The organism is Megalodesulfovibrio gigas DSM 1382 = ATCC 19364 (assembly GCF_000468495.1).
GTDB lineage: Bacteria > Desulfobacterota > Desulfovibrionia > Desulfovibrionales > Desulfovibrionaceae > Megalodesulfovibrio > Megalodesulfovibrio gigas.
Window position 1 is genome coordinate 1,043,205 of the sequence record NC_022444.1, and the last position, 19,020, is coordinate 1,062,224.

15 protein-coding genes are annotated in these 19,020 nt (G+C 64.6%); 4 read left to right on the forward strand and 11 right to left on the reverse strand.

Annotated elements, in window-relative coordinates:
* Positions 1-4: 4 nt before the first annotated feature.
* From DGI_RS04675 to DGI_RS04690, 4 genes are all read right to left on the reverse strand, one after another.
* Positions 5-2,416, reverse strand: coding sequence for a methyl-accepting chemotaxis protein (locus DGI_RS04675; RefSeq protein WP_456152271.1), 2,412 nt, complete (start codon positions 2,414-2,416; stop codon positions 5-7).
* A gap of 39 nt (positions 2,417-2,455) precedes the next feature.
* The gene (locus DGI_RS04680) at positions 2,456-3,733 is read right to left on the reverse strand and encodes an RtcB family protein (protein ID WP_081696911.1); all 1,278 of its coding nucleotides are present in this window, start codon (positions 3,731-3,733) and stop codon (positions 2,456-2,458) included.
* Between the two features lie 9 nt (positions 3,734-3,742).
* The gene (locus DGI_RS04685; RefSeq protein WP_051286620.1) at positions 3,743-4,513 is read right to left on the reverse strand and encodes a GGDEF domain-containing protein; all 771 of its coding nucleotides are present in this window, start codon (positions 4,511-4,513) and stop codon (positions 3,743-3,745) included.
* 146 nt (positions 4,514-4,659) lie between these two features.
* Positions 4,660-5,604, reverse strand: coding sequence for a GGDEF domain-containing protein (locus DGI_RS04690; protein ID WP_021759592.1), 945 nt, complete (start codon positions 5,602-5,604; stop codon positions 4,660-4,662).
* 208 nt (positions 5,605-5,812) lie between these two features.
* Here DGI_RS04690 and DGI_RS04695 point away from each other — a divergent pair, with 208 nt between their 5' ends.
* On the forward strand, positions 5,813-7,108 hold the full coding sequence (locus DGI_RS04695; protein ID WP_027193233.1) for a response regulator: 1,296 nt from the start codon (positions 5,813-5,815) through the stop codon (positions 7,106-7,108).
* Positions 7,109-7,143: 35 nt separating this feature from the next.
* The gene (locus tag DGI_RS04700) at positions 7,144-7,662 is read left to right on the forward strand and encodes a DUF3124 domain-containing protein (protein ID WP_051286621.1); all 519 of its coding nucleotides are present in this window, start codon (positions 7,144-7,146) and stop codon (positions 7,660-7,662) included.
* A 142-nt stretch (positions 7,663-7,804) separates the two neighbouring features.
* On the opposite strand, the gene DGI_RS04705 is transcribed toward DGI_RS04700, so the two are convergent.
* Complete coding sequence (locus tag DGI_RS04705; protein ID WP_027193234.1) at positions 7,805-10,264, reverse strand: methyl-accepting chemotaxis protein; 2,460 nt, start codon at positions 10,262-10,264, stop codon at positions 7,805-7,807.
* Between the two features lie 360 nt (positions 10,265-10,624).
* Complete coding sequence (locus DGI_RS04710; protein WP_021759602.1) at positions 10,625-10,816, reverse strand: hypothetical protein; 192 nt, start codon at positions 10,814-10,816, stop codon at positions 10,625-10,627.
* Positions 10,817-11,007: 191 nt separating this feature from the next.
* Between DGI_RS04710 and DGI_RS04715 the strand changes: the two genes are divergently transcribed.
* Together DGI_RS04715 and greA are read left to right on the forward strand one after the other, a co-directional pair.
* The gene (locus tag DGI_RS04715) at positions 11,008-12,234 is read left to right on the forward strand and encodes an MFS transporter (protein ID WP_021759603.1); all 1,227 of its coding nucleotides are present in this window, start codon (positions 11,008-11,010) and stop codon (positions 12,232-12,234) included.
* 157 nt (positions 12,235-12,391) lie between these two features.
* Positions 12,392-12,883, forward strand: a complete 492-nt coding sequence (greA, locus tag DGI_RS04720) for a transcription elongation factor GreA (RefSeq protein ID WP_021759604.1) — start codon at positions 12,392-12,394, stop codon at positions 12,881-12,883.
* Between the two features lie 195 nt (positions 12,884-13,078).
* Here the strand turns inward: greA and DGI_RS04725 are convergent, their stop codons facing one another.
* From DGI_RS04725 to DGI_RS04745, 5 genes are all read right to left on the reverse strand, one after another.
* Positions 13,079-15,547 carry a Lon protease family protein gene (locus tag DGI_RS04725; RefSeq protein WP_021759605.1) on the reverse strand — a complete coding sequence of 823 codons (2,469 nt, stop codon included), beginning with the start codon at positions 15,545-15,547 and terminating at the stop codon, positions 13,079-13,081.
* A gap of 63 nt (positions 15,548-15,610) precedes the next feature.
* Positions 15,611-16,120, reverse strand: a complete 510-nt coding sequence (locus DGI_RS04730; protein ID WP_021759606.1) for a Fur family transcriptional regulator — start codon at positions 16,118-16,120, stop codon at positions 15,611-15,613.
* Positions 16,111-17,184, reverse strand: a complete 1,074-nt coding sequence (locus DGI_RS04735; protein ID WP_021759607.1) for a GspE/PulE/PilB domain-containing protein — start codon at positions 17,182-17,184, stop codon at positions 16,111-16,113. Before DGI_RS04735 ends, DGI_RS04730 begins: the two co-directional genes overlap by 10 nt.
* 122 nt (positions 17,185-17,306) lie before the next feature.
* Positions 17,307-17,639 (reverse strand): hypothetical protein, encoded by a 333-nt coding sequence (locus DGI_RS04740; RefSeq protein ID WP_144284120.1) that lies wholly within the window; start codon positions 17,637-17,639, stop codon positions 17,307-17,309.
* A 120-nt stretch (positions 17,640-17,759) separates the two neighbouring features.
* Positions 17,760-18,755: a FlgO family outer membrane protein gene (locus tag DGI_RS04745; protein WP_027193237.1), complete on the reverse strand. Its 996-nt coding sequence runs from the start codon at positions 18,753-18,755 to the stop codon at positions 17,760-17,762.
* Between the last annotated feature and the right edge of the window lie 265 nt (positions 18,756-19,020).

Genomic DNA, 19,020 nt, shown 5'->3' on the forward strand with positions numbered 1-19,020 from the left:
TCTACTACGAGCTGGCCAGGCTTCGCAACTTGCCGGCCAGGCTGGCGAGCCGCACCAGCATGGCATCCGAGGCCTGCAGATCGGCCACGGTGGCGCTGTTGATGTCGTTGACTTCGGCAATGGCCCGGGTGATCTCCTCGCTGGCGGCGGATTGTTCCTCGGCCGCAGCGGCGATGGCCTGCACCTGGGCCGTGGTTTCCACCACCCGCCGCACGATGGCCTTGAGGGCCTCGCCGGACTGGCTGGCCAGGGTGGTGGCGGAATCCACGGCCTGGGAGGCCGTGTCCACCACGGCGGCATTCTTGCGCGCCCCGTCCTGGATGGCCCGGATGGCCTCGCCCACTTCCTTGGTGGCGTGCATGGTCTTTTCCGCCAGCTTGCGCACCTCNAGGTTGGTCTGATCGGCAATGTCCGAGATGACGTTCATGATCTGCCCGATGTTCTCCGCCCGCTGGCCCAGCTCGCCCATGTTCTGCTTGAGGGCCTGGGCCTGGGTGCGCACGGCGGCGATGGCCTGGACGGACTGTTCCACCACGGCCTCGCCATCCTCGGCCTTGGTCTTGGCGTCGCCGGCCTGCTCCGCGGCGTGGGAGGCATTCTGGGCCACTTCCAGCACCGTGGCGTTCATCTCTTCCATGGCGGTGGCGGTTTCCTGCACGCGATGGGACTGACGGTCCGAGTTGGACGTCATCTGGCCAAAGCGCTGCAGCATCTCGTCGGTGGCGTCCACGATCTGCTCGGAGGCCCGCACCAGTTCCGTGTTCATCTCTGCCAGGTGACGCATCTTGTCGGAGAGTTCGTTTTCCTTTTCCACCAGCCGGGTGACGTTGCGGGCCACTTCCACATAGCCCACCACCTTGCCGTAGCAGTCCTTGAGCAGGTCGCCCGTAGGCTGGATGTAGTGGGGCTTGGCACTGGTGCCGATGTCCAGAATGTCTGCCTGCCAGAAGCCCTGCGTGCGCTTGGCGTGGGCGATGGGGCAATCCGGCGTGCCGCAGACCTTGGTCTTGAACTTGCTGGCGCAGGTGGACTTCTTGAGCTCCTCTTGGGAGCACCCCAGCAACTTGGTGGTGGCGTCGTTGGCCATGAGGATGGTGTAGTTGTCGTCCACGGCGAAGATGGGATCAGGCACGGCGTTGATGAGGTTCTTGTAGCCCTCCACGTCGCACAGGGTTTCCTCGATCTTGGTCATGAGCCGGTTGAACCATGTGGCCAGGAGGCCGACTTCGTCGTTCTGGGTGTTGTCCACACGGGACTTGAGGTCGGCCTTGTTCTCGGCGATATCCTGGATTTTCTGACGGATGAGCGTCACCGGCCGGACCACGCAACGGCCCACGATGAAGAATACGTACACCACCGGGATGACCAGCAGGGCCGCCAGCACGGCCAGCAGGATGCGGCCCGTCTCGGCGATGATGGCATCCTGCTCGGCGACATCGCGCAGATACACCATCACGCCGATCTGCGTTCCCGTGTAGTCATTGACCGGAAAGGCGGCCACAGCCATATGCTGCTGCACGGCCACGGCCACACTGCGCTTGCCATCTTCCAACTGTGTCATGGCGGGAGTGAAATCCTTGATGAGATCGCCTTCCGCCGCCACCCGCACGAACCTGCCGTCCAGGACGGGGTACTTGCCCGCATCGTTGAGCGTCGCAGCCACGCCGAGCTTGTCTGCATTCATGTACAGCAACACGGCTTCCGAGGCGCTGGAGACGGACTTTTTGAACACCTGGCCGAAATCCGCCAGCACTTCCACGCTCCCCAGACGGTTGCCGGAGGCATCCACCACCGGGGTAACCCCGCGGATGGCGAAACCGCCCCGGCCCAACTCGATGCCCTTGACCGGGCGGCCCTGGCGGTTCACCTCCAGCACCGTGGGCCGGAAGGAGGTGAGGTCGTCGGAAACGTCCACCCACTGGTCGTTGCGCTTGACCTGTTTGTCGCGCCACAGCCGAACCAGACTGCGGCCATTGGGCAGATGATAGTGCAACTGGAGCTTCTGACCGGTGGCGGCCTGGTAGCCGTCCAGCACGGGCTTGAGCACGCGGCGCAAGTGCTCGCGGGCCTGCTGGGCCTGGGGGCTTTTTTCGTCGGCCATGTCGCCGCTGGCAGCCAGGGCGTAGGCCTCGGCCACCTCGGGCAGGGCGCTGGTCGTGGCGGCCATTTCCAGGGCCATCTGTGCGCTGGCGGCAATGGCCGACTCCACCTCCAGGGCCTTGGCCTGCATGGACTGCATGAGGTTTTTCTGATTGAGATCCTGCAACTGCTGGTCAATGAACCAATAGCAGGCGAATCCGAGCACAAAGGTCAAGGCTGCGAGCGGCAGTCCGATTTTTGCGCGAATACCCATCAAGTCCCCCAAGGTGACAGCGTCATGATGCGTAACCCCCTGCCAAAGGCAGGGGAAAAACATTGCTTACTACGGAAAAAGCCTGTGGCGCAACTACACAGACTAGAATGTGTCCATTTTCACAAGCATTGGAGAAAATCGGCCCACCACGTCCACCAGTTCGGCCTGGGCTGCCATGACGGCATGAATATCCTTATAGGCGCAGGGCGCTTCATCCAGGCCGCCACCCATCAGGGTGACGCCGTGGGCCTCCAGCTCGCGCGTCATCTGGTGCCAGTTTGCCCGCTTCCGGGCCTCGGTGCGGCTCATGCGCCGGCCGGCGCCGTGGGCCGCCGAGCACAGCGACGCCGGATTGCCCTTGCCGCGGACCACAAATCCCGGCGCCGTCATGGATCCCGGAATCACCCCCAACCGGCCCAGGTGCGCCGGCGTGGCCCCCTTGCGATGCACCACGGCCGGCCGACCGGCCACCGTTTCCACCCAGGCGAAGTTGTGGTGGTTCTCCACCGTGGCCAGCACCTCCAGCCCCAGCGCGCCGACGATGCGACGGTGGATGAGCTGGTGATTGGCCTCGCTGTAGCGGCCCATCAGCTCCATGGCTGCCCAGTATTCGCGGCCCTCGGCGCTGCCCAGCTCGAACCAGGCCAGATGCCGCAGCCGGTTGGGCAGCCCTGGCAGCAACGTCCTGGCCAGCCGGGAATAGTGTTGCGCCACCGCACCGCCCACGCCGCGGCTGCCGCTGTGGGAGAGCAGCGCCGAGTACCGGCCGGCCGGCAGATCGCCCCAGGTATCCAGCACGTGCAGTTCGCCGAACTCCACAAAATGATTGCCTGACCCGCTGGTGCCCAGCTGTTCCGCGGCCTTGTGCCGCTGCTCCTTGAGCAGACGGCAGAAGCCCCAGTCCTCGGCAAGCACCGGGTGTTCCAGGGGCGGCCGGAAGCTGCCCCCCACGCCGAATCGCGTCTGAGTCTCCAGGGCGGCAAGGAGAGACTCGCGCTTTTCCCGCATGCGCGCAAGGGGAAAATCCAGCACCGAAAGCCGCATGCGACAAGCGATGTCCATGCCCACGGCATAGGGGATGACGGCATTGTCCACGGCCAGCACGCCGCCAATGGGCAGGCCGTAGCCGGTGTGGGCGTCGGGCATGAGCGCGCCGGCGATGGCCATGGGCAGCCAGAGGGCGTTTTCCATCTGGTCCACGGCCCCGGCATCGTCTCCATGGGGCTCGGCAGATTCGGCGCAGCGGAAGTGCGCATAGGGAGCCGGCGTCTCCCGCAAGGCAATCTCGCGTCCCCGCGCCGGGCCGGCGGCATCCGGGCATGACGAGGCGCGGCGCTGGGCCTTGACGCGGGAGGATTTTTTTCGGGACGATGCAGTCATGCCCGGCAGCTACTCCCAGGTGGCGCTCAGGTCGCACGCGGTGCCGGCGCTGCGCCATCCGCTCGTCTGCACCACCACGCGGTCGCGCCCCTGACACTTGCCCGTGTACAACGCGGCATCCGCCGCACTGAGCAGGGCCTCGGGCGAAGTGGCTGCCACCACATCCAGCCCAGCCACCCCCAGGGTGACCTTGCACGGCAGCATGGCCCCGCCGGGCAAGGACATGGGCTGGCTGCGGATGGCCGCGCGCAACCGTTCGGCCAGCACCCGCCCCTGTTCCGAATCCGACCCCGGCAGCAGGATGGCAAACTCCTCCCCGCCGATGCGCGCCGCCACCTCGCCCTGGCGCACCAGCCGCTGCATGCGGATCGCCACCTGTCGCAGCACGGCGTCCCCAGCCGGGTGCCCGTAGATGTCATTGACTTGCTTGAAGTGATCCAGATCCGCCAACACCAGGGTCAGGGGCGTTTCCTGTCGCATGGCCAGGGAAAATTCCTGCTCGAAACGCTCCTGGAACAGCCGGCGGTTGTACAGTTTGGTCAGGGGATCGCGGATGGACTGCAGGGCAAAGCGTTCTTCGTTGCAGCCTATCAGGTAGCTGAAGACACCAAAGGCCGCCACTGTGCCCAGGGCCATGTAACTGAAGAGCCAGATGGCGTACTCGCGTGTCGCCATGGGCCAGAGATTGTGCACCGAGCACAAGACCGACCACCCCACGGGCGCACACGCCCCGAGCAGCATCCCTTCAACAAGGCGGCGATGCCGATGGGCAAGGGCCATGGCGTCTCCTGGTTTCAATGGACCGGGGTAATACCCGAGACGCCAACCTATCCTACTCCGGGCTGAAGAGCAAGAGACGATATCGATTTTTCCTGGAATATCACATGCCTTCGATCTCGACGCCTGTATTGGCCACCATCAGCCAATCACCGGCCCTCTGGCGTTTCGGCCGCCACTGCGTTACGGCCGGCGGCTTTGGCCTGATAGAGTCTTTGATCTGCCAGGGAAAACAGCGTCTCGGGCTCCGGGCAGTCCGGCGCCAGCGGCGCGCCGGCGCACGGGTGTATTGCGGCCACGCCGAAGCTGGCTGTCACCCTGCCATGGGGGGAGCAGGCATGGGGGATACCCAGCGTCTCCACCGCCTTGCGCAGACATTCCGCCACAATGACCGCCCCCGGCAAGTCCGTGTTGGGCAGGATGATGGCGAACTCCTCGCCCCCGTAGCGGGCCAAAACGTCCATGGGCCGGCGCAGGGAGTGGGAGAGGATTCCCGCCACATTGCGCAGGCAGTCGTCCCCGGCCAGGTGGCCGTAGTGGTCGTTGAAGGCCTTGAAGAAATCGATATCCGCCAACACCAGCCCCAGGGGTGTTTCCTCGCGCTGGGCGCGTCGGAATTCGCGGGTGAAGACCTCGTCGAAGCGGCGGCGGTTGGGGATGCCGGTGAGCCCGTCCTGGGTGGAGAGGTCCTCCAGCATGTCGCGGTGACGCTTGAGCTCCAGATGGGTGCGCACCCGGGCCCGGACAATGGGCAGGCTGAACGGTTTAGAGATGTAATCCACGGCGCCAAGTTCCAGACCGCGCTGCTCGTGCTCCTCCTCGCCCTTGACCGTGATGAAGACCACGGGAATGTTCCTGGTGCGAGGATGGGCCTTGAGGCGGCGCAGCACTTCGTGACCGTTCATGCCCGGCAGAATGATGTCCAGCAGGATGAGGTCGGGCGCCGGATCGGCCGCTGCCAGCTCCAGGGCGGTTTCGCCGTCCTCGGCATAGAGGGTGTCGTAATCGCGCTGGAGGCTTTCCCCGAGGATGGCGCGGTTCATGGCCACATCATCGACGATGAGGACCCGCTGGCGAGTGCCTGTCTGCTGCATGCGTGTGGTCTCCTTGGCAGCCCGCTGCATCAGGGCCGTGTGCCTGCCGTCAGCCGGGCCTGTGCAGGCGGTGCATCATAGGGCCCCAGTATGACAGGCGTGTGACGTGGCGCTTCCCGCACCAGGGCTTGTCAAAACCCGCAAGAGCATTCATGATGCCGGGAACTGTTCCCCCTCCAGCCACGCCGCGCGCGCAGGAAGCATCGTCATGGACGCGACGGACCCCATGCACCCCTTCGATCTTACGCCCGTGCCGCCCCGCCCCCTGTGGCCTGCCGGCATGCGCGCCCTGGTGGCAGACTCCAACCGCGTGAGCCGTGAGCACCTGTGCGCGCAGTTGTCGTCCCTGGGGATTGCCTGCGTGCACGTGGCCGACGGCAACGAGGCCGCCGCCCTGCTGCGGGGCACGCTGGATTTCAGCGTGCTGTTTCTGGATATCCAGTTGCCCGGCCAGGACGGCATCGACGTCTTCAAATCCATGCGCAAGGGCCGCGCGCAGCCGGTGCCCGCGGTGCTCACCGCTGCCTGCTTCAATACCCGGGAGCGACGCAAGGCGGCGCAGGCCGGCATGCATCACCTGCTGGAAAAGCCCACGTCCAGGGAGCAGCTTGCCGCCACGCTCACCGCCCTGCTCGGGCTGGACACGCCGGCTCCGGCGGCAGCTCCGGCCCGAACCGATCCGGATCTGCACGCCCTCATGCGCGGCGCCAGCCTGCTGGTGGTGGACGACAACCCCCTCAATCGGGTCCTGGCCCGAGAGATGCTGGAACCGTTCGAGACGGTCCTTGGCGCACTGGACACGGCCAACAATGGCCGCGATGCCGTGGAGGCTGTGCGCCGGCGTCCCTATGACATCATTTTCATGGACGTGCAGATGCCCACCCTGGACGGCGTTGCCGCCACACGCGCCATCCGCAGCCTGCCGGATCGCCAGGATGTGGCCATTGTGGCCATCACCGCCAATGCCAGCACCGAGCATGTGCGCGCCTGCCTGGACGCCGGCATGGATGCCTATCTCGGCAAACCCTTCCATCGCCAGGGGCTGCTGGACACCATCCGCACCTGGCTGCTGCGCAAGCAGGCCCGGCCGGCCGCCCAATCCCAGGAATTCCAGGGCCCCCAGGCCGCCGCGCCCCGGCCCGCAGGGCTGCCGGAGGAGTTGCCCGGCCTGGATCTGGCCGACGGCCTGATCCGGTTCGACGGCGATGCTGCCATGTTCCGGCGCTTTCTGCTGGCTTTTCACGAGGAGTTCGACGACTACGACTCGGAAATACTGCTCGCCGCCGCCACCCGGGACTTCGACCGCGCTGCCATGCTGGCACACACCCTGGCCGGCGCGGCGGCCAATGTGTCCGCCTGCATCCTGCACACCAAGGCCAAGACCCTGCAAGAGGCATTGCAGGCGCGCACCTTGCGCATCAAGCCCCAGCTCGACGACGTGCGCCAGGAGCTGGGCCGGGTTTGCGAAGGCATCCTGACGGTGCAGGACGCCCCGCGCGCGTAACCCGCCACCCTCGACCGGACATTTCAGGAGCCGCCATGCCCTCTGCCCCTTGCCTCCCGTACTCTCATCGACCCGTGCGCCTGCCTGCCTGCCGCATGCTCCCGGTCCTCTGCCTGGCGGCGGTGCTGGCCCTTGCCTGCATCCGGCCGGCAACGGCCGAGCCGGTGCGCAAAACCGGCGCGCTGATCCACGTGCCGGCCTATTCCCACATCTACCAGGGCTCCCGCAACAAGCCGTTCCTGCTCACGGTCATCCTTGCCGTGCGCAATGTGGATCCTGCCCGCCCCGTGAGCATCGAATCCATCCAGTACTTCGACGGCGACGGCAAGCATTTGGAAGTCTTCGACGTGAACAAGAAGGTGCTCGGTCCGCTGGCGGCGCTGGAAATGATCATCGACGAATCCGACAAACGCGGCGGCGCAGGCGCGGGCTTTCTGGTGCGCTGGAAGGCGGATGCTCCCGTGGCCCCGCCCCTGGTGGAAACGGTGATGATCTCCACCACCGGCGGGCAGGGCATCTCCTTTGTCTGTCGCGGAGAGGAAGTGCCGGAGTAGGACATTTTAATTTTGAAAAAGGACGTTGCGAGAGGGGAAACCNCTTCCAAAACTTTGATAGTGACCTTGAATCACAATACAAGTCTTTGGAAATGGGGGTCGGGGGAAACCCTTTCAAAGATAATTTGCTCTAGCGGCCGCGTCAGTTCTGCAGCAGCGTCACGCAGGCGCTTTTGCTCTGCTGCAGCGAGGCCATGATGATCTTGAGGGCCGCGGCCTGGTCGCTCAGCTGCGTCACGGCCTGATCCGCCGCCCGCATGCCCTGGGCGGTTTCTGCAGAAATGCCGCTCACGTCCTCCATGGCCATGGACACCGCCACCGAGACGGAGGCCTGCTCCTGCCCGGCCTGGGCAATGTCCAGCACCTTGCCTGCGGTCTGGGACACCACAGCCACGATGCGCTCCAGCGTCTGTCCGGAGCTGGCGGCCAGGGTGGCGCCGTCTTCCACGGCCACCAGCACCTGATGCGTGGCGCTGCCGGTGCTGCGGGCGCTGTCCTGGATGGCGCGCACGGTCTGCCCCACTTCCCGCGTGGCGGTCATGGTCTTTTCGGCCAGCTTGCGCACCTCGTCGGCCACCACGGCGAAGCCGCGGCCGGCATCCCCGGCCCGGGCGGCCTCAATGGCGGCGTTGAGCGCCAGCAGGTTGGTCTGGTCTGCGATGTCCTGGATCACGGTGATAATGCGCCCGATGTCCTGGGCCTTGGCCCCCAGGGTGGCCATGGACTGGTCCAACCCCTGCATCTGTTCGCGGATGCGTGTCATGGCCGCCACGGCCTCGCTCACGGTGCGGCGGCCCTCCTGGGCCTGGCTCTGGGCCTGGCTGGCCTCGTCGGCCGCACCGGCGGCGTTCTGGGCCACCTGGTTGCTCATGTTGGCCATCTTGTCCAGCTGATCCGCAGTATCGGCGATGCGCTCGCGCTGGTGCGACGCCCCCTGGGAGGTGGCCCCCACCTGTTGGGAAAGCTGCACCGCGGCGGAGGCGATGGCGTCGGCAATGGTGTTGGCCCGCTCGGCGGCGGTGAGGATGGTATCGTTCTGGGAGCGAATTTCACGCTCCTGGCGGCGGATGGTGGTCAGATCGTGATAGATGGTGAAGGCCCCGATGAGCACGCCGTCCAGATCCTTGATGGGGTTGGCGTTCACCTGCATCACCTTGAGCTCGCCGCTGGGAGCCCGCACCTCCATTTCGCCCTGCAGGGTGCGGTCTTCCTCCATGGCCTGGACGGTGCGGATGCGCCGGCCGGGTTCGCCGTAAAAGAAGTCGCCGGCATGGCGGCCGATGTAGTCTTCCGGCGTTCCCCGCTTTTCCAGAATGTCCAGCAACAGCTTGTTGGCAAAGGTGATGTTCCCGACGGGGTCCAGGGTCATACACGGCAAGGCCGCGGCAATGCCCGAAAGCACGCCCTGCGAAAAGCCCAGGCGGTCCTTCAGGCGGGCTACCATCTGTTCAATGGAGCGCTGCACGTGGCCCAGCTCGCCGGGGTATTTGCCTTCCAGACGGGCAGTCAGATCGCCCTCGGCCACCTGGGCGGCATACGCCTCGATGCGCTTGAGGGGCTTGACCACGGAATTCACCAGCACCCAGACCACCAGCCCGGTGAGCAGGATGGCCCCGGCGGCGATGAGCAGCCCGGCGTTGCGCAGGGTGACGTCCACCCCGTGGGACATCTCCGACTCCGAAAGGCTGAAGCCGTATGTCAGTTGCCAGGGGGCATAGTAGCGCAAAAAGGCCACCCGCGGCTCCCCGGCGTCCTTGTATTCCACAAAGCCATCCTTCGTGGACTTGAAGCCGGACCAGTACGACGCGGCGGCCAGGGTATCCCCGGCCCTGGTGGGATGGCTCACGAGCAGCCCATCAGCATCAAACAGAAAACTTTCGCCCTTGCCGCCCACGTTCAGGGCCTGGATGGACTTTTCGAAATCCGGGGTGATGATGGGCCGGCTGGCCACCACCACGCCCAGGGGCACGCCGTAAAAATCCATGAGCGGCGCATAGCCGTTGAAGAGAAGCTGCCCGGCAATGCTGGCCACCTGGTAGTATTCCTCGCCCTTGGCCAGGGCCTGGGCCAGGGGGGAGTCCTTGGGGATGAGGGCATCGCGCCCCGGGGCAGCGCCGGGAATGGTGCTGGCCACGAGCACCATGCCTCCATCAACAAATTGATACAGACTAACATGCCCACCCACCGCCTCGCGGATGGGGCCGAAAAACTCGTGGTTGCCGGTGAGGGTCACGGGGCCAAGGTCGATGGTGGGCAATTCCACCGTGGTCTTGGTGCCGTCCTCATGCTGCACGGCAACGCGGGCCGTGTTCATTTTGTTCAAGGAAGGGAAGCCCTTGGAATTCACTTCCCGCAGCACCACGCCGGTATCGGTGTGGGCTTTTTCCTGCAGCAGGCGCTGCTGCATCTCCATCATCGCTTCCACGGACTTGCCAAAGGAATGCAGCGAGGCACGCCCCAGCACGGCCAGGGAGTCCCCCACCAGCGACTGGTTGATGGCGGTCATGGCCAGGATGACCACAGCCACAGTGGTGAGAATACCGCCGAGCAGTTTGACCTTGAACGACACGGCGTGAAGCGACACGGCGCGGAACAGTTGCATGGGGGGCCTTCCTTGCGTGGAGCGTGCCGGAGGCGGCAACGCATCTTTTCACGTAGGGACAATGCCCCTCTTCCGCGCCTTGCGCGTGACAGTTTTGCGACATTTCGTTGACGCCATGCCGCCGACACAATCTCCATGCCTCCAACAGCTTGGATCTGCTTCCGAAATAAATTACGGGGAAAAAACCGTATCGTCAGCACGGTTTTTTCCCCTGCCCACATTCCAAGGACGGTGACCGCGCCGAATCCATCGCAAAAGACCTGCCTGTTTGCCGCAGGCTATGGAATAAAGTCCCGGTCGCTTGTCCTCGTACCAAAACAGATGTTACGAATCCGCACCAGTCCGGCGATTCGGCTATCGCTATTCCGGCGCGTTCCAGTGTCCGCAATTTTCGCAGGAAAATCCCGGCACTTCCACGCTGCCGTCACGGGCCTTGAAGCATTCCACCTCGTTGGGGTGGCTGCAGCGTTCGCAATGCACCAGGGCGACGTTGCGGTCAGGATCGTACTCAACCGTTTCGCCCTTGAAGGGCAGGGACTCTGAAAACGCCATGGCTGCCTCCCGATTTCGCGAATTCGCGGGATGGTCGGAGTGATTGGAATGCCATGACCATAGCGCAAGAACCGCGCTGCGACAAGCAGCGGGACATCATTTGACGAGCGGGGCCGGGAAAAGGCGCGGCAGCATCGCAGCCAGTACTGTGCGTTGCGATTGCAACTGCCGCCATTGCAGGAGGATGCGCCTTGAGCACCACCATAAGCATTGCGAATGAGCCTGCGCGCGCCAGGCTCCTGCGATCCTTTGGCTTTGACAAAACCGCCCCGGTCGTCATCGCCATCGCCACGTTTTCGGCCATGCACTGTCCACAGCCGCTGTTGCCGCTGTTGCAGCAGGCCTTTGACGTGGAGAAGACTACCGTCTCCCTGGTCACCACAGCCACCCTCCTGCCCCTGGGGTTGGCGCCCCTGTTTTACGGACTCCTGCTGCGCGCGTTCCCGGCGCACCGGCTGCTGGTGTGGGGCTCGGGCCTGCTCATGGCCGCCACCCTGGCCCTGAGCATGGCGCCGGACTTCCCCCTGCTCCTGGGCCTGCGGGTAGTGCAGGGCCTGCTGGCGCCGGCGGTACTCACCTCCCTGATGACCCTGGCCGGCGCCACCATGCGCGAGCGCCAGGCTGCGGGCATGCTGTCCGAGCATTCCATCGGCCGGGCCATGGCCGTGTATGTGGCGGCCACCATCTTCGGCGGCTTTTTCGGACGGTTTCTGGCCGGGACGGTGGCGTCTGTGTGGGGCTGGCGCTGGGGGCTGGGAGCTGTTTCCCTGCTGACGGTGGCGGCGTGGCTCATGGCCCTGGGCATCCCGCGCAGCCGCGGCGGCAGCTTTGCCCGGCTGGAGCTTTCCGCCCTGGCAGAGGTGCTCCGCAAGCCGGGATTCCTGCCGTTCTTTTGCTTTATTTTTGTGGAATTTTTCATCTTTACCGCGCTGCTGAACCTCCTGCCCTTCCGCATAGCAGAGATTGGCGCCGGCAGCTCCCCGTTTCGCGTGGCCGTGCTCTATGTTGGATATCTGATCGGCATCCTTATTTCTTTGGCCGCGCCCTGGACGGTGCTGCGTCTGGGCGGTGAGGCGCGCACCGTGCGCCTGGGGGCACTGGTGCTTCTGCTGTGCGTGCCGCTGTTCCTGGCCACCACCTACGGCTTGACCTTCGTGGCCGTGCTGGTGCTGTGCATCGGCATGTTCCAGGTGCATTCCGTGCTGCCCGGCTGGCTCAACGAGCTGGGCAGCCAGCAGCGCAGCGTGGTGAACGGGCTCTACCTTTCCTTCTATTATGTGGGCGGCGCGGCCGGCTCCGCCCTGCCGGCGGTACTGTATCGGCACAGTTCCTGGGCCTGGACCATGGCCGCCCTGGGCGCAATGCAACTGGTCGCCCTGGCCCTGTGCCTGACCGGCGGACGCCGGACGCCCCCATAACAACACCAGGGGGCCTTGACCTGGGGCAGATTCTGCTATACAGGGTGACTTCCAACATACCCACCCCAAACACATCGGTCAGGCTCACATCGACTGCCGGCGATTCGCCGGCGGTTGATTTTTTTTATCCACCTGCAGGCATTTCGAGGACGCATCCATGAGCAGCATCCCCATTTCCAAGGAAGGCTTCAAACGGCTGGAGCAGGAGCTGGAACAGCTCAAGGCGGCTCGGCCGGAAGTGATCCAGGCCATCAAGGAAGCCCGCGAGGAAGGCGATCTTCGGGAAAACGCCGGGTACGACGCCGCCCGCGAACGCCAGGGCATGATGGAAGCCCGTATCCGCTACATCGAAGGGCGCATGGCCACGGCCAACATCATCGACCTCAAGACCATTTTCAGCGAGAAGGTGACCTTCGGCGCCACCGTGGAAATCGAGGATGTGGACACCGGCGACAGCAAGACCTACACCATCCTCGGCCCGGACGAAGCGGAACCCACCAAGGGCTCCATCTCCATCCTTTCCCCTGTGGCCCAGGCCCTCATGGGCAAGGAAGAAGGCGACGAAGTGACCGTGGAAGCGCCCAAGGGCCGCATCCAGTACGAAATCGTCTCCATCAAATACCTGGGCGGCGCGCACGGGCTGAATTAGGGCAATGTACCATTTGAAAAGAGCTGTCGGGGGAAAACCTTTCTAAAGAAAGACTCTTCCCCCGAACCCCCTTTCCAAAGATTTGTATGGTGATTCAAAGTCACTCTCGAATCTTTGAAGGGGAGAGCGAGAGAGGGGAGAGCCTTTTGCAAAAGGTTTCCCCTCTCGCAACGTCCTTTTTTAAATCAACATGCTCTAGCGGCTCTTGCCCCGCCCTTCGTACTCCCGCGCCGTCTTGGCCAGCGCGGCCAGGCGTTTGTCCACGCGATCATACAGGCTGTCCTTGGTGAAGCCCCCGTCCTTGCGCGGCTTGCCGGCCGGAATGCCCGTCAGCAACTCCATGGCTTCCTCAATGGAGGCCACCGCATACACATGGAAGGCCCCGGCGCGCACGGCCTCCAGCACCTCCTCGGACAGCATCAGGTGCACGATGTTGTCTGCCGGCAGGAGCACGCCCTGGGTGCCTGTGAGGCCACGGCGTTTGCAGACCTTGAAGAAGCCCTCCACCTTGCGCGTGACGCCGCCCACGGCCAGGATGCCGCCGGACTGGCTCACCGCGCCGGTGAACGCCAGGGAGAGGTTGAGCGGCGCACCAGACAGGGCCGAGAGCAGCGCCGCCAGTTCCGCACCGGAGGCCGAATCCCCCTCCACATGGGCGTAGCTCTGTTCAAAGCACAGGCTGCCCGTGAGCACCAAGGGCTTATCTTGGGCAAAGAGGGAGACGAGGTAGCTCTTCAGAATCATCATGGCCTTGGTGTGGATGGGCCCGCCCAGCTCGGCCTCGCGCTCCAGATCCACGATGCCGCCATGCCCCACGCCCACGGTGGCGCTGATCTGATGCGGCAGGCCGATTTCGTAGTCCCCGTACCAGGTGACGGAGAGCCCGTTCACCGTGCCCACGCGCGAGCCTGAGGTGGCCACCTTGATGAGTTCACGGTCGTACTCTTCCATGAACTCTTCTTCGTACAGATTGGAGCGGTATTCCTTGGCCTGGATGGCCCGGGCCAGGATGGCGCCGTCCACCATGGCTGCGCCTTCCATGCGGGCCAGGGCCGAGGCCTCCAGCATGCGTTCGCGCAGCAGCGGCAGCTTGAGGGAGAGCTTTTTCTGGTCCTCGGCCAGCACGGAGCCGTAATCCACCAGCTGGGCCAGGGCGTGCCGGTCGAAGGGCAGCAGGCCGGCTTCGTGGATGATGCGCCCCAGGCTGCCCAGATACTGCTTGATGGTCTTGGCGTCGCGGGGGATGTGCTCCTGCAGGTGCGCCTTGATCTTGAAGAATTTGTGAAAGCGGTCGTCGTGGTGCAGCAGGGCCTCGTAGGCCTCGTCGCCGCCGATGAGCACAACCTTTACATCCAGCGCCAGGGGTTCGGGTTCGATGGTCTTGGTGCGGACGGTCTCCTGCTGCTCGGCGGGGTCCTCGATCTTGGCCAGGCCGGATCTGAGCGCCCGCAGCAGGCCTTCCCAGGCCCCGGCGTGTTGGAGGATGTCCTCCACGTGCAACACCAGAAAGCCGCCCTGGGCCTTGTGCAACGCGCCGGACTTGATGAGGGAGAAATCCGCCACCAGCGCGCCCATCTCGGCCTCGCGCTCCACGCAGCCCAGCAGGTTGGAGAGGGTGGGATGATCCTCGATGACCACCGGCGCGCCCTGGGTATCCGCATTGTCCACGAAGACATTGATTTCGTAGCGCAGGAAAAAGTCTTCCAGGGAGGGCGGCGGCCCCTCGAAGGCCATGGGGCCGGAGGCGCTGCCAGCCTGGGCCGGCCGTTCCTGCGACCCGCCTTCCCGGGGAGCCACCAGATCCAGATGCTCAATGACATCGCGGTCGATGCCCTCAAAAAATTCCTGCAGCGCCTTGTTCTTCCACTCTTTTTTGAAGCGATCCCGCAGGGGATGCAGATGTTCGGCCAGCACCTCGCGCAGGGTGTCTTCATCCAGGGTGCGTTCCCGTTCGCGCACGTCGCGTTCTTCCAGGAACATCTTGCGCATGTGGCCGTTCATGGCGTGCATCAGGGCATCGCTGCGCTGCTTGATGGTCTTGCGGGTGGTGGGGTCCAGGCGCTGGTATTCGTCCTGGGAAAGGACCTTGCCTTCCATGAGGGGGTAGATGGTGTAGCCGCCCTCGTCGTCCATGTCCAGGTTGAAGCCCTGGGAGGACGCATCCTGGGCCATCTGCTCCAGCAACTCGTCCCGGGCAATCTGCAGGCCATCGGTGATGGCCTTGCGCCGGTTGAAGTAGGTCTCGTGCTCGAATTTGGCCGGAACGTCCCGCTTGATGCGCGTGAAGGCCTGGGCCAGCTCCTGCTTGAGGAGCTTGCCGCCGCCGGGAGGCAGGGCAATGAGCCGAGGCTTGTCCACATCGTCGAAATTGGTGACGTAGATGAGATCCGACGGGGTGGGCCGTTTTTTTGCGTGGGGCGCAAGGAAATCGCGCACCAGGTAGGTGCGGCCCAGGTTGGCCTCGCCGCACAGGTAGATATTGTACCCGCGGTCGTTGATGGCCAGCCCGAGCTGCATGGCGTCCAGGGCCCGGGGCTGGGGCCGGGGCTGGGAGTCGGGCAGCCTGGCAACGAGGGAGATGGCGGTGGAGTCGTCGCAGGGGAGCTTGGCAGGATCAAGCCAGGCACGCAGACGTTCGGCAGGCAAAGGACGAGGCATTGTCATGGTGTAAGGCGGCTCCTTGTTGCCCCTCCACTACGCCAGATGCCAGGACCTGTCGAGGGCGGTTCAGCCGCGATTGCCGGACATGCCGGGGACCTGCTGTCCGGCCTGGCAGGCCGGGCACAGGCCGTAGAAATCCAGTCGGAAGGCCGCAATGGCGTAGCCGGTTTCCGCGGCCACACGCCGGGCCATCTCCTCCAGGACGCCAGGATCGTGCGTCTGTGGATCAAGGATGGCCCCGCAGGCAGTGCAGATCAGGTGCGGGTGCGGCTCGGGCCGCGCGCCGTCGTAGCGGTTGTCCCGCTCGCTGAAGCCCAGCTCCAGCACCTCGCCGCGCTGCTTGAGCAGGGTCACGGCCTTGTACACCGTGGCCAGGCTGGTGTTGGGGTACTGCCGCAGTACGCGCTGGTGCACCTGCTCCACAGAGGGATGCCCTGCACTCTCGGCCAGCACACGCAGGATGGCCACGCGCTGCGGCGTGAGGCGGTGGCCTTCCTCTTTGAGTCGGGCCAGCATCCGCTCCAGCCGCGCCTGCGCAACCGGGACATCAGGCCCGGGCGAGCCGTTCAGCGCCATGGGTCGCGGGTTTGGAGGTTCAGGGCCGCCACCAGACCGGGCTCCTCCTCCAACACCGCCAGGCCGAGCATGAGGGCCGCGCGGACCACTTCGGCCTGCTCGTACTTCACCCCGGCCACCTTCTGGATGCGCCGGGAGATGAACGTATCGCGCAGGAAGATGTCCGCTGCGGCGTCCGTGTCTGCCCCTGCGGGCACGGCGGCAGCGTCCTGCGGGAGTTCCTCCACGGGCAGGGCCTCCACATAGGGCAGGTCGTCCTCGGGGTCGCCGGTCAGCTCCAGGGAAGGCTGCGCTGCGGACACGGCCGCGCCGGTGTTGGCGGCCATTTCGGAAAGATCGCTGGCCAGGGCCGCGGCTTCGGGTCCCGAAAGCACGGCACGGGAAGACGGCAGTTCGGCCACGTCCCCGGCGGTCTGCGCGGGGGGACTGTCCGGCCGACTTTCGGACTGGTCGAGGAACCGGTTGGCGGCCAGCCCCTGGGGCGAGGCAAAGGCGCCGGGTTTCTGGATGGCTTCCAGATCAATGGCGTCCCTGAGCACCAGCCCGCCATCGCGAAGGCCAACGGGAATGGGCGTGGTCACCTGCCCGAGGACGTCCGCCCCGTACAGCTCCGCCTGCAGCACGCCCAGCTGGCTTTTGGTGCAGATGAGGGGCTCCACGTCCAGGCCGGTGGCAAAAATAATCTCGTCCACCACATGCATGTCCGTGGGATCCAGCATGGCCACGTACAGCACGTCCTCATCCCGAAACACGGGGCACAGATTGCCCTGCACCGCAAACGCCCTGGACAGCAACTCCCGGACCCCGGCATCCACCCGATGCTTTTCCGGATGGAACATCTGCACCTTGAGCTGAAAGCTGATGGCCTTCACCAGGTGGATTTCCTTGATGAGCTTTTGCAACACCAGATACTGCCCCAGCCGCATCCTGTTGCGGCGCGCTTCATCCAGGGCCTGGTTGCGCTGCTCCGGGCTGATGAGTTTGGCCGTGACCAGCAGTTCACCGAGCCTGCGGCGCTGGGGGGCAGCGGGCGGGGCAGAGGGCGGGGACGAAGCGGACGTCATGGCGGAGCCTCCATGCAAAATCACATCTTATTTCATTTCGAAATACTGCGCATCTCGCGCGCTTCGTCCTGATGCGCATTTCATGTCCACTTCAAAAAAGTAGACGACCAATGGACGCAACCTCAGTTAACCGAACGCTGCTGGCACTGCTGAAATGCCGCATTGCACTGGCTCGTGCACAACGCCTTCTGCGAAGGATGGGGAAGTGCATTGCAGGAAACCAGACAATTGTTGTAGTTCACGTTGCAGACCGTCAGACGACGGTTGATGCGGTTGCGGTCAGGCGGCGGGGAGCCATACGTTTCTCCAGGCAGGACGATGACCGCTGGCGGCGGCGGGGCCGGCCGGTACACATACGGGTCGTCCACCACCACGGCCGTGCAGGCGGCCAGGACAAACAGGACGGCGAACATCGCCACAACAATCAGGCCGCGTGAAAACCGAAACCCGTGCATGAAACCTCCAGAGGCGACGGGCAACGTCCCGTCCTCGGCAAATTCATATTTTCCGGCAGTGGGAATCATTCCATATCAAATCAGACGCCTTCTGTACAGCGCGGAGCGAAATGTCCGGGCTCACCGGGGGGTTCCCCCCACGGCAATCTCCACCTCCGAAAGCGCCGCCCGACGGGCACGTTCCCCGGGATAGACAGAGACGATATGGAAGGCGATCCAGGACACGGTTTCGTCCACCCGCACCATGGGCTGCCAGCCGTTGGCATCCTGGAGCTGCACGCGCACGCGCCGGCCCGTGGACAATTCCACCTCCAGATCCTGGATGCGGCTGTATTGCGCAAACATGGCCGGCGCGCCCATGCCGTTGACGCACTGGATGTCCGTCACCTGCTGCGGGGTGTCAAAGGCGATGCGCAGCCATTCGCCTGTCCCGCCCTCGCCGCCGCCCTCCACCCAGGCGGTGGTGGGGTCGCCGTCGGTCACATTGTCCGGCTCGAAATTGGCCTGTTCCGTGGGGGCATCGAAGGAAGACGCCGTGACGCGCACGGCCGCCGCAGGCAGAGGCTGCGCAGCCCTGGCCGAGAACTGCAACGCCGCCGGCGCCTTTACCGGGGCGTTGGCCAGGGAATGGGCGTCCGGCGTGCCCGTGGTGGGGGCCAGGGCATCGGCCATTTTTTCCAGCACTTCTTCCACGGCGTCGGAAATGGAGGGCAAGGTGTCCGCGGCAAAGGCCTTGTCTGCCAGGACCACCCGGCCGTCAGCTACGTTGATGAGCCGGGCGTCAATGCGCAACTCGCCGCGATACTCGGAAACCGCCCCGGACAGCACGGCATCGGCATTGACCATGCGCCCGATCTTCTGGGCCGCAGAGCCGGAAAGGCCGGCATCGCCGAATTCCATTTCCGCCAGCACGGTGTCCAGCACCGTGCGCTCCACCACATGGAACACGCCGCTACGCACGGCCTCGGTGGTGAACATCTCCGTGACCATGCGGCCGCGGTGCGCCGCCGTGGCGTTGATGGATGCACGACCGCCCGACACCTCGCCCAAAAACTCAAAGCCCAGAATGGCCACAACGCGCGGCCGGCCTGCACTGGCAGCCTGTGCCGGCAGCATGTTGCATGTGCAAAAAAGAACTAGAAGCGCGATGCGAAGAGAAGTCGGCAACAGTTTGGAAGGCATGAAGATCCTCACAGGGCAGGCAGGGCGGGACGCGTCTTCCCAAAGCAGACGCCCTTGGGGTATGCTTGAGGGCCTGGAGATGGTCAAGGGGCACGAGCATAAAAACTGATTCATCAAACAAGATTTTGATTGATGAATCAAACAGCATCGTGTAAGAACCAACAAATTTCAGCCCGCACCTCTCACTCTTACTCACAGG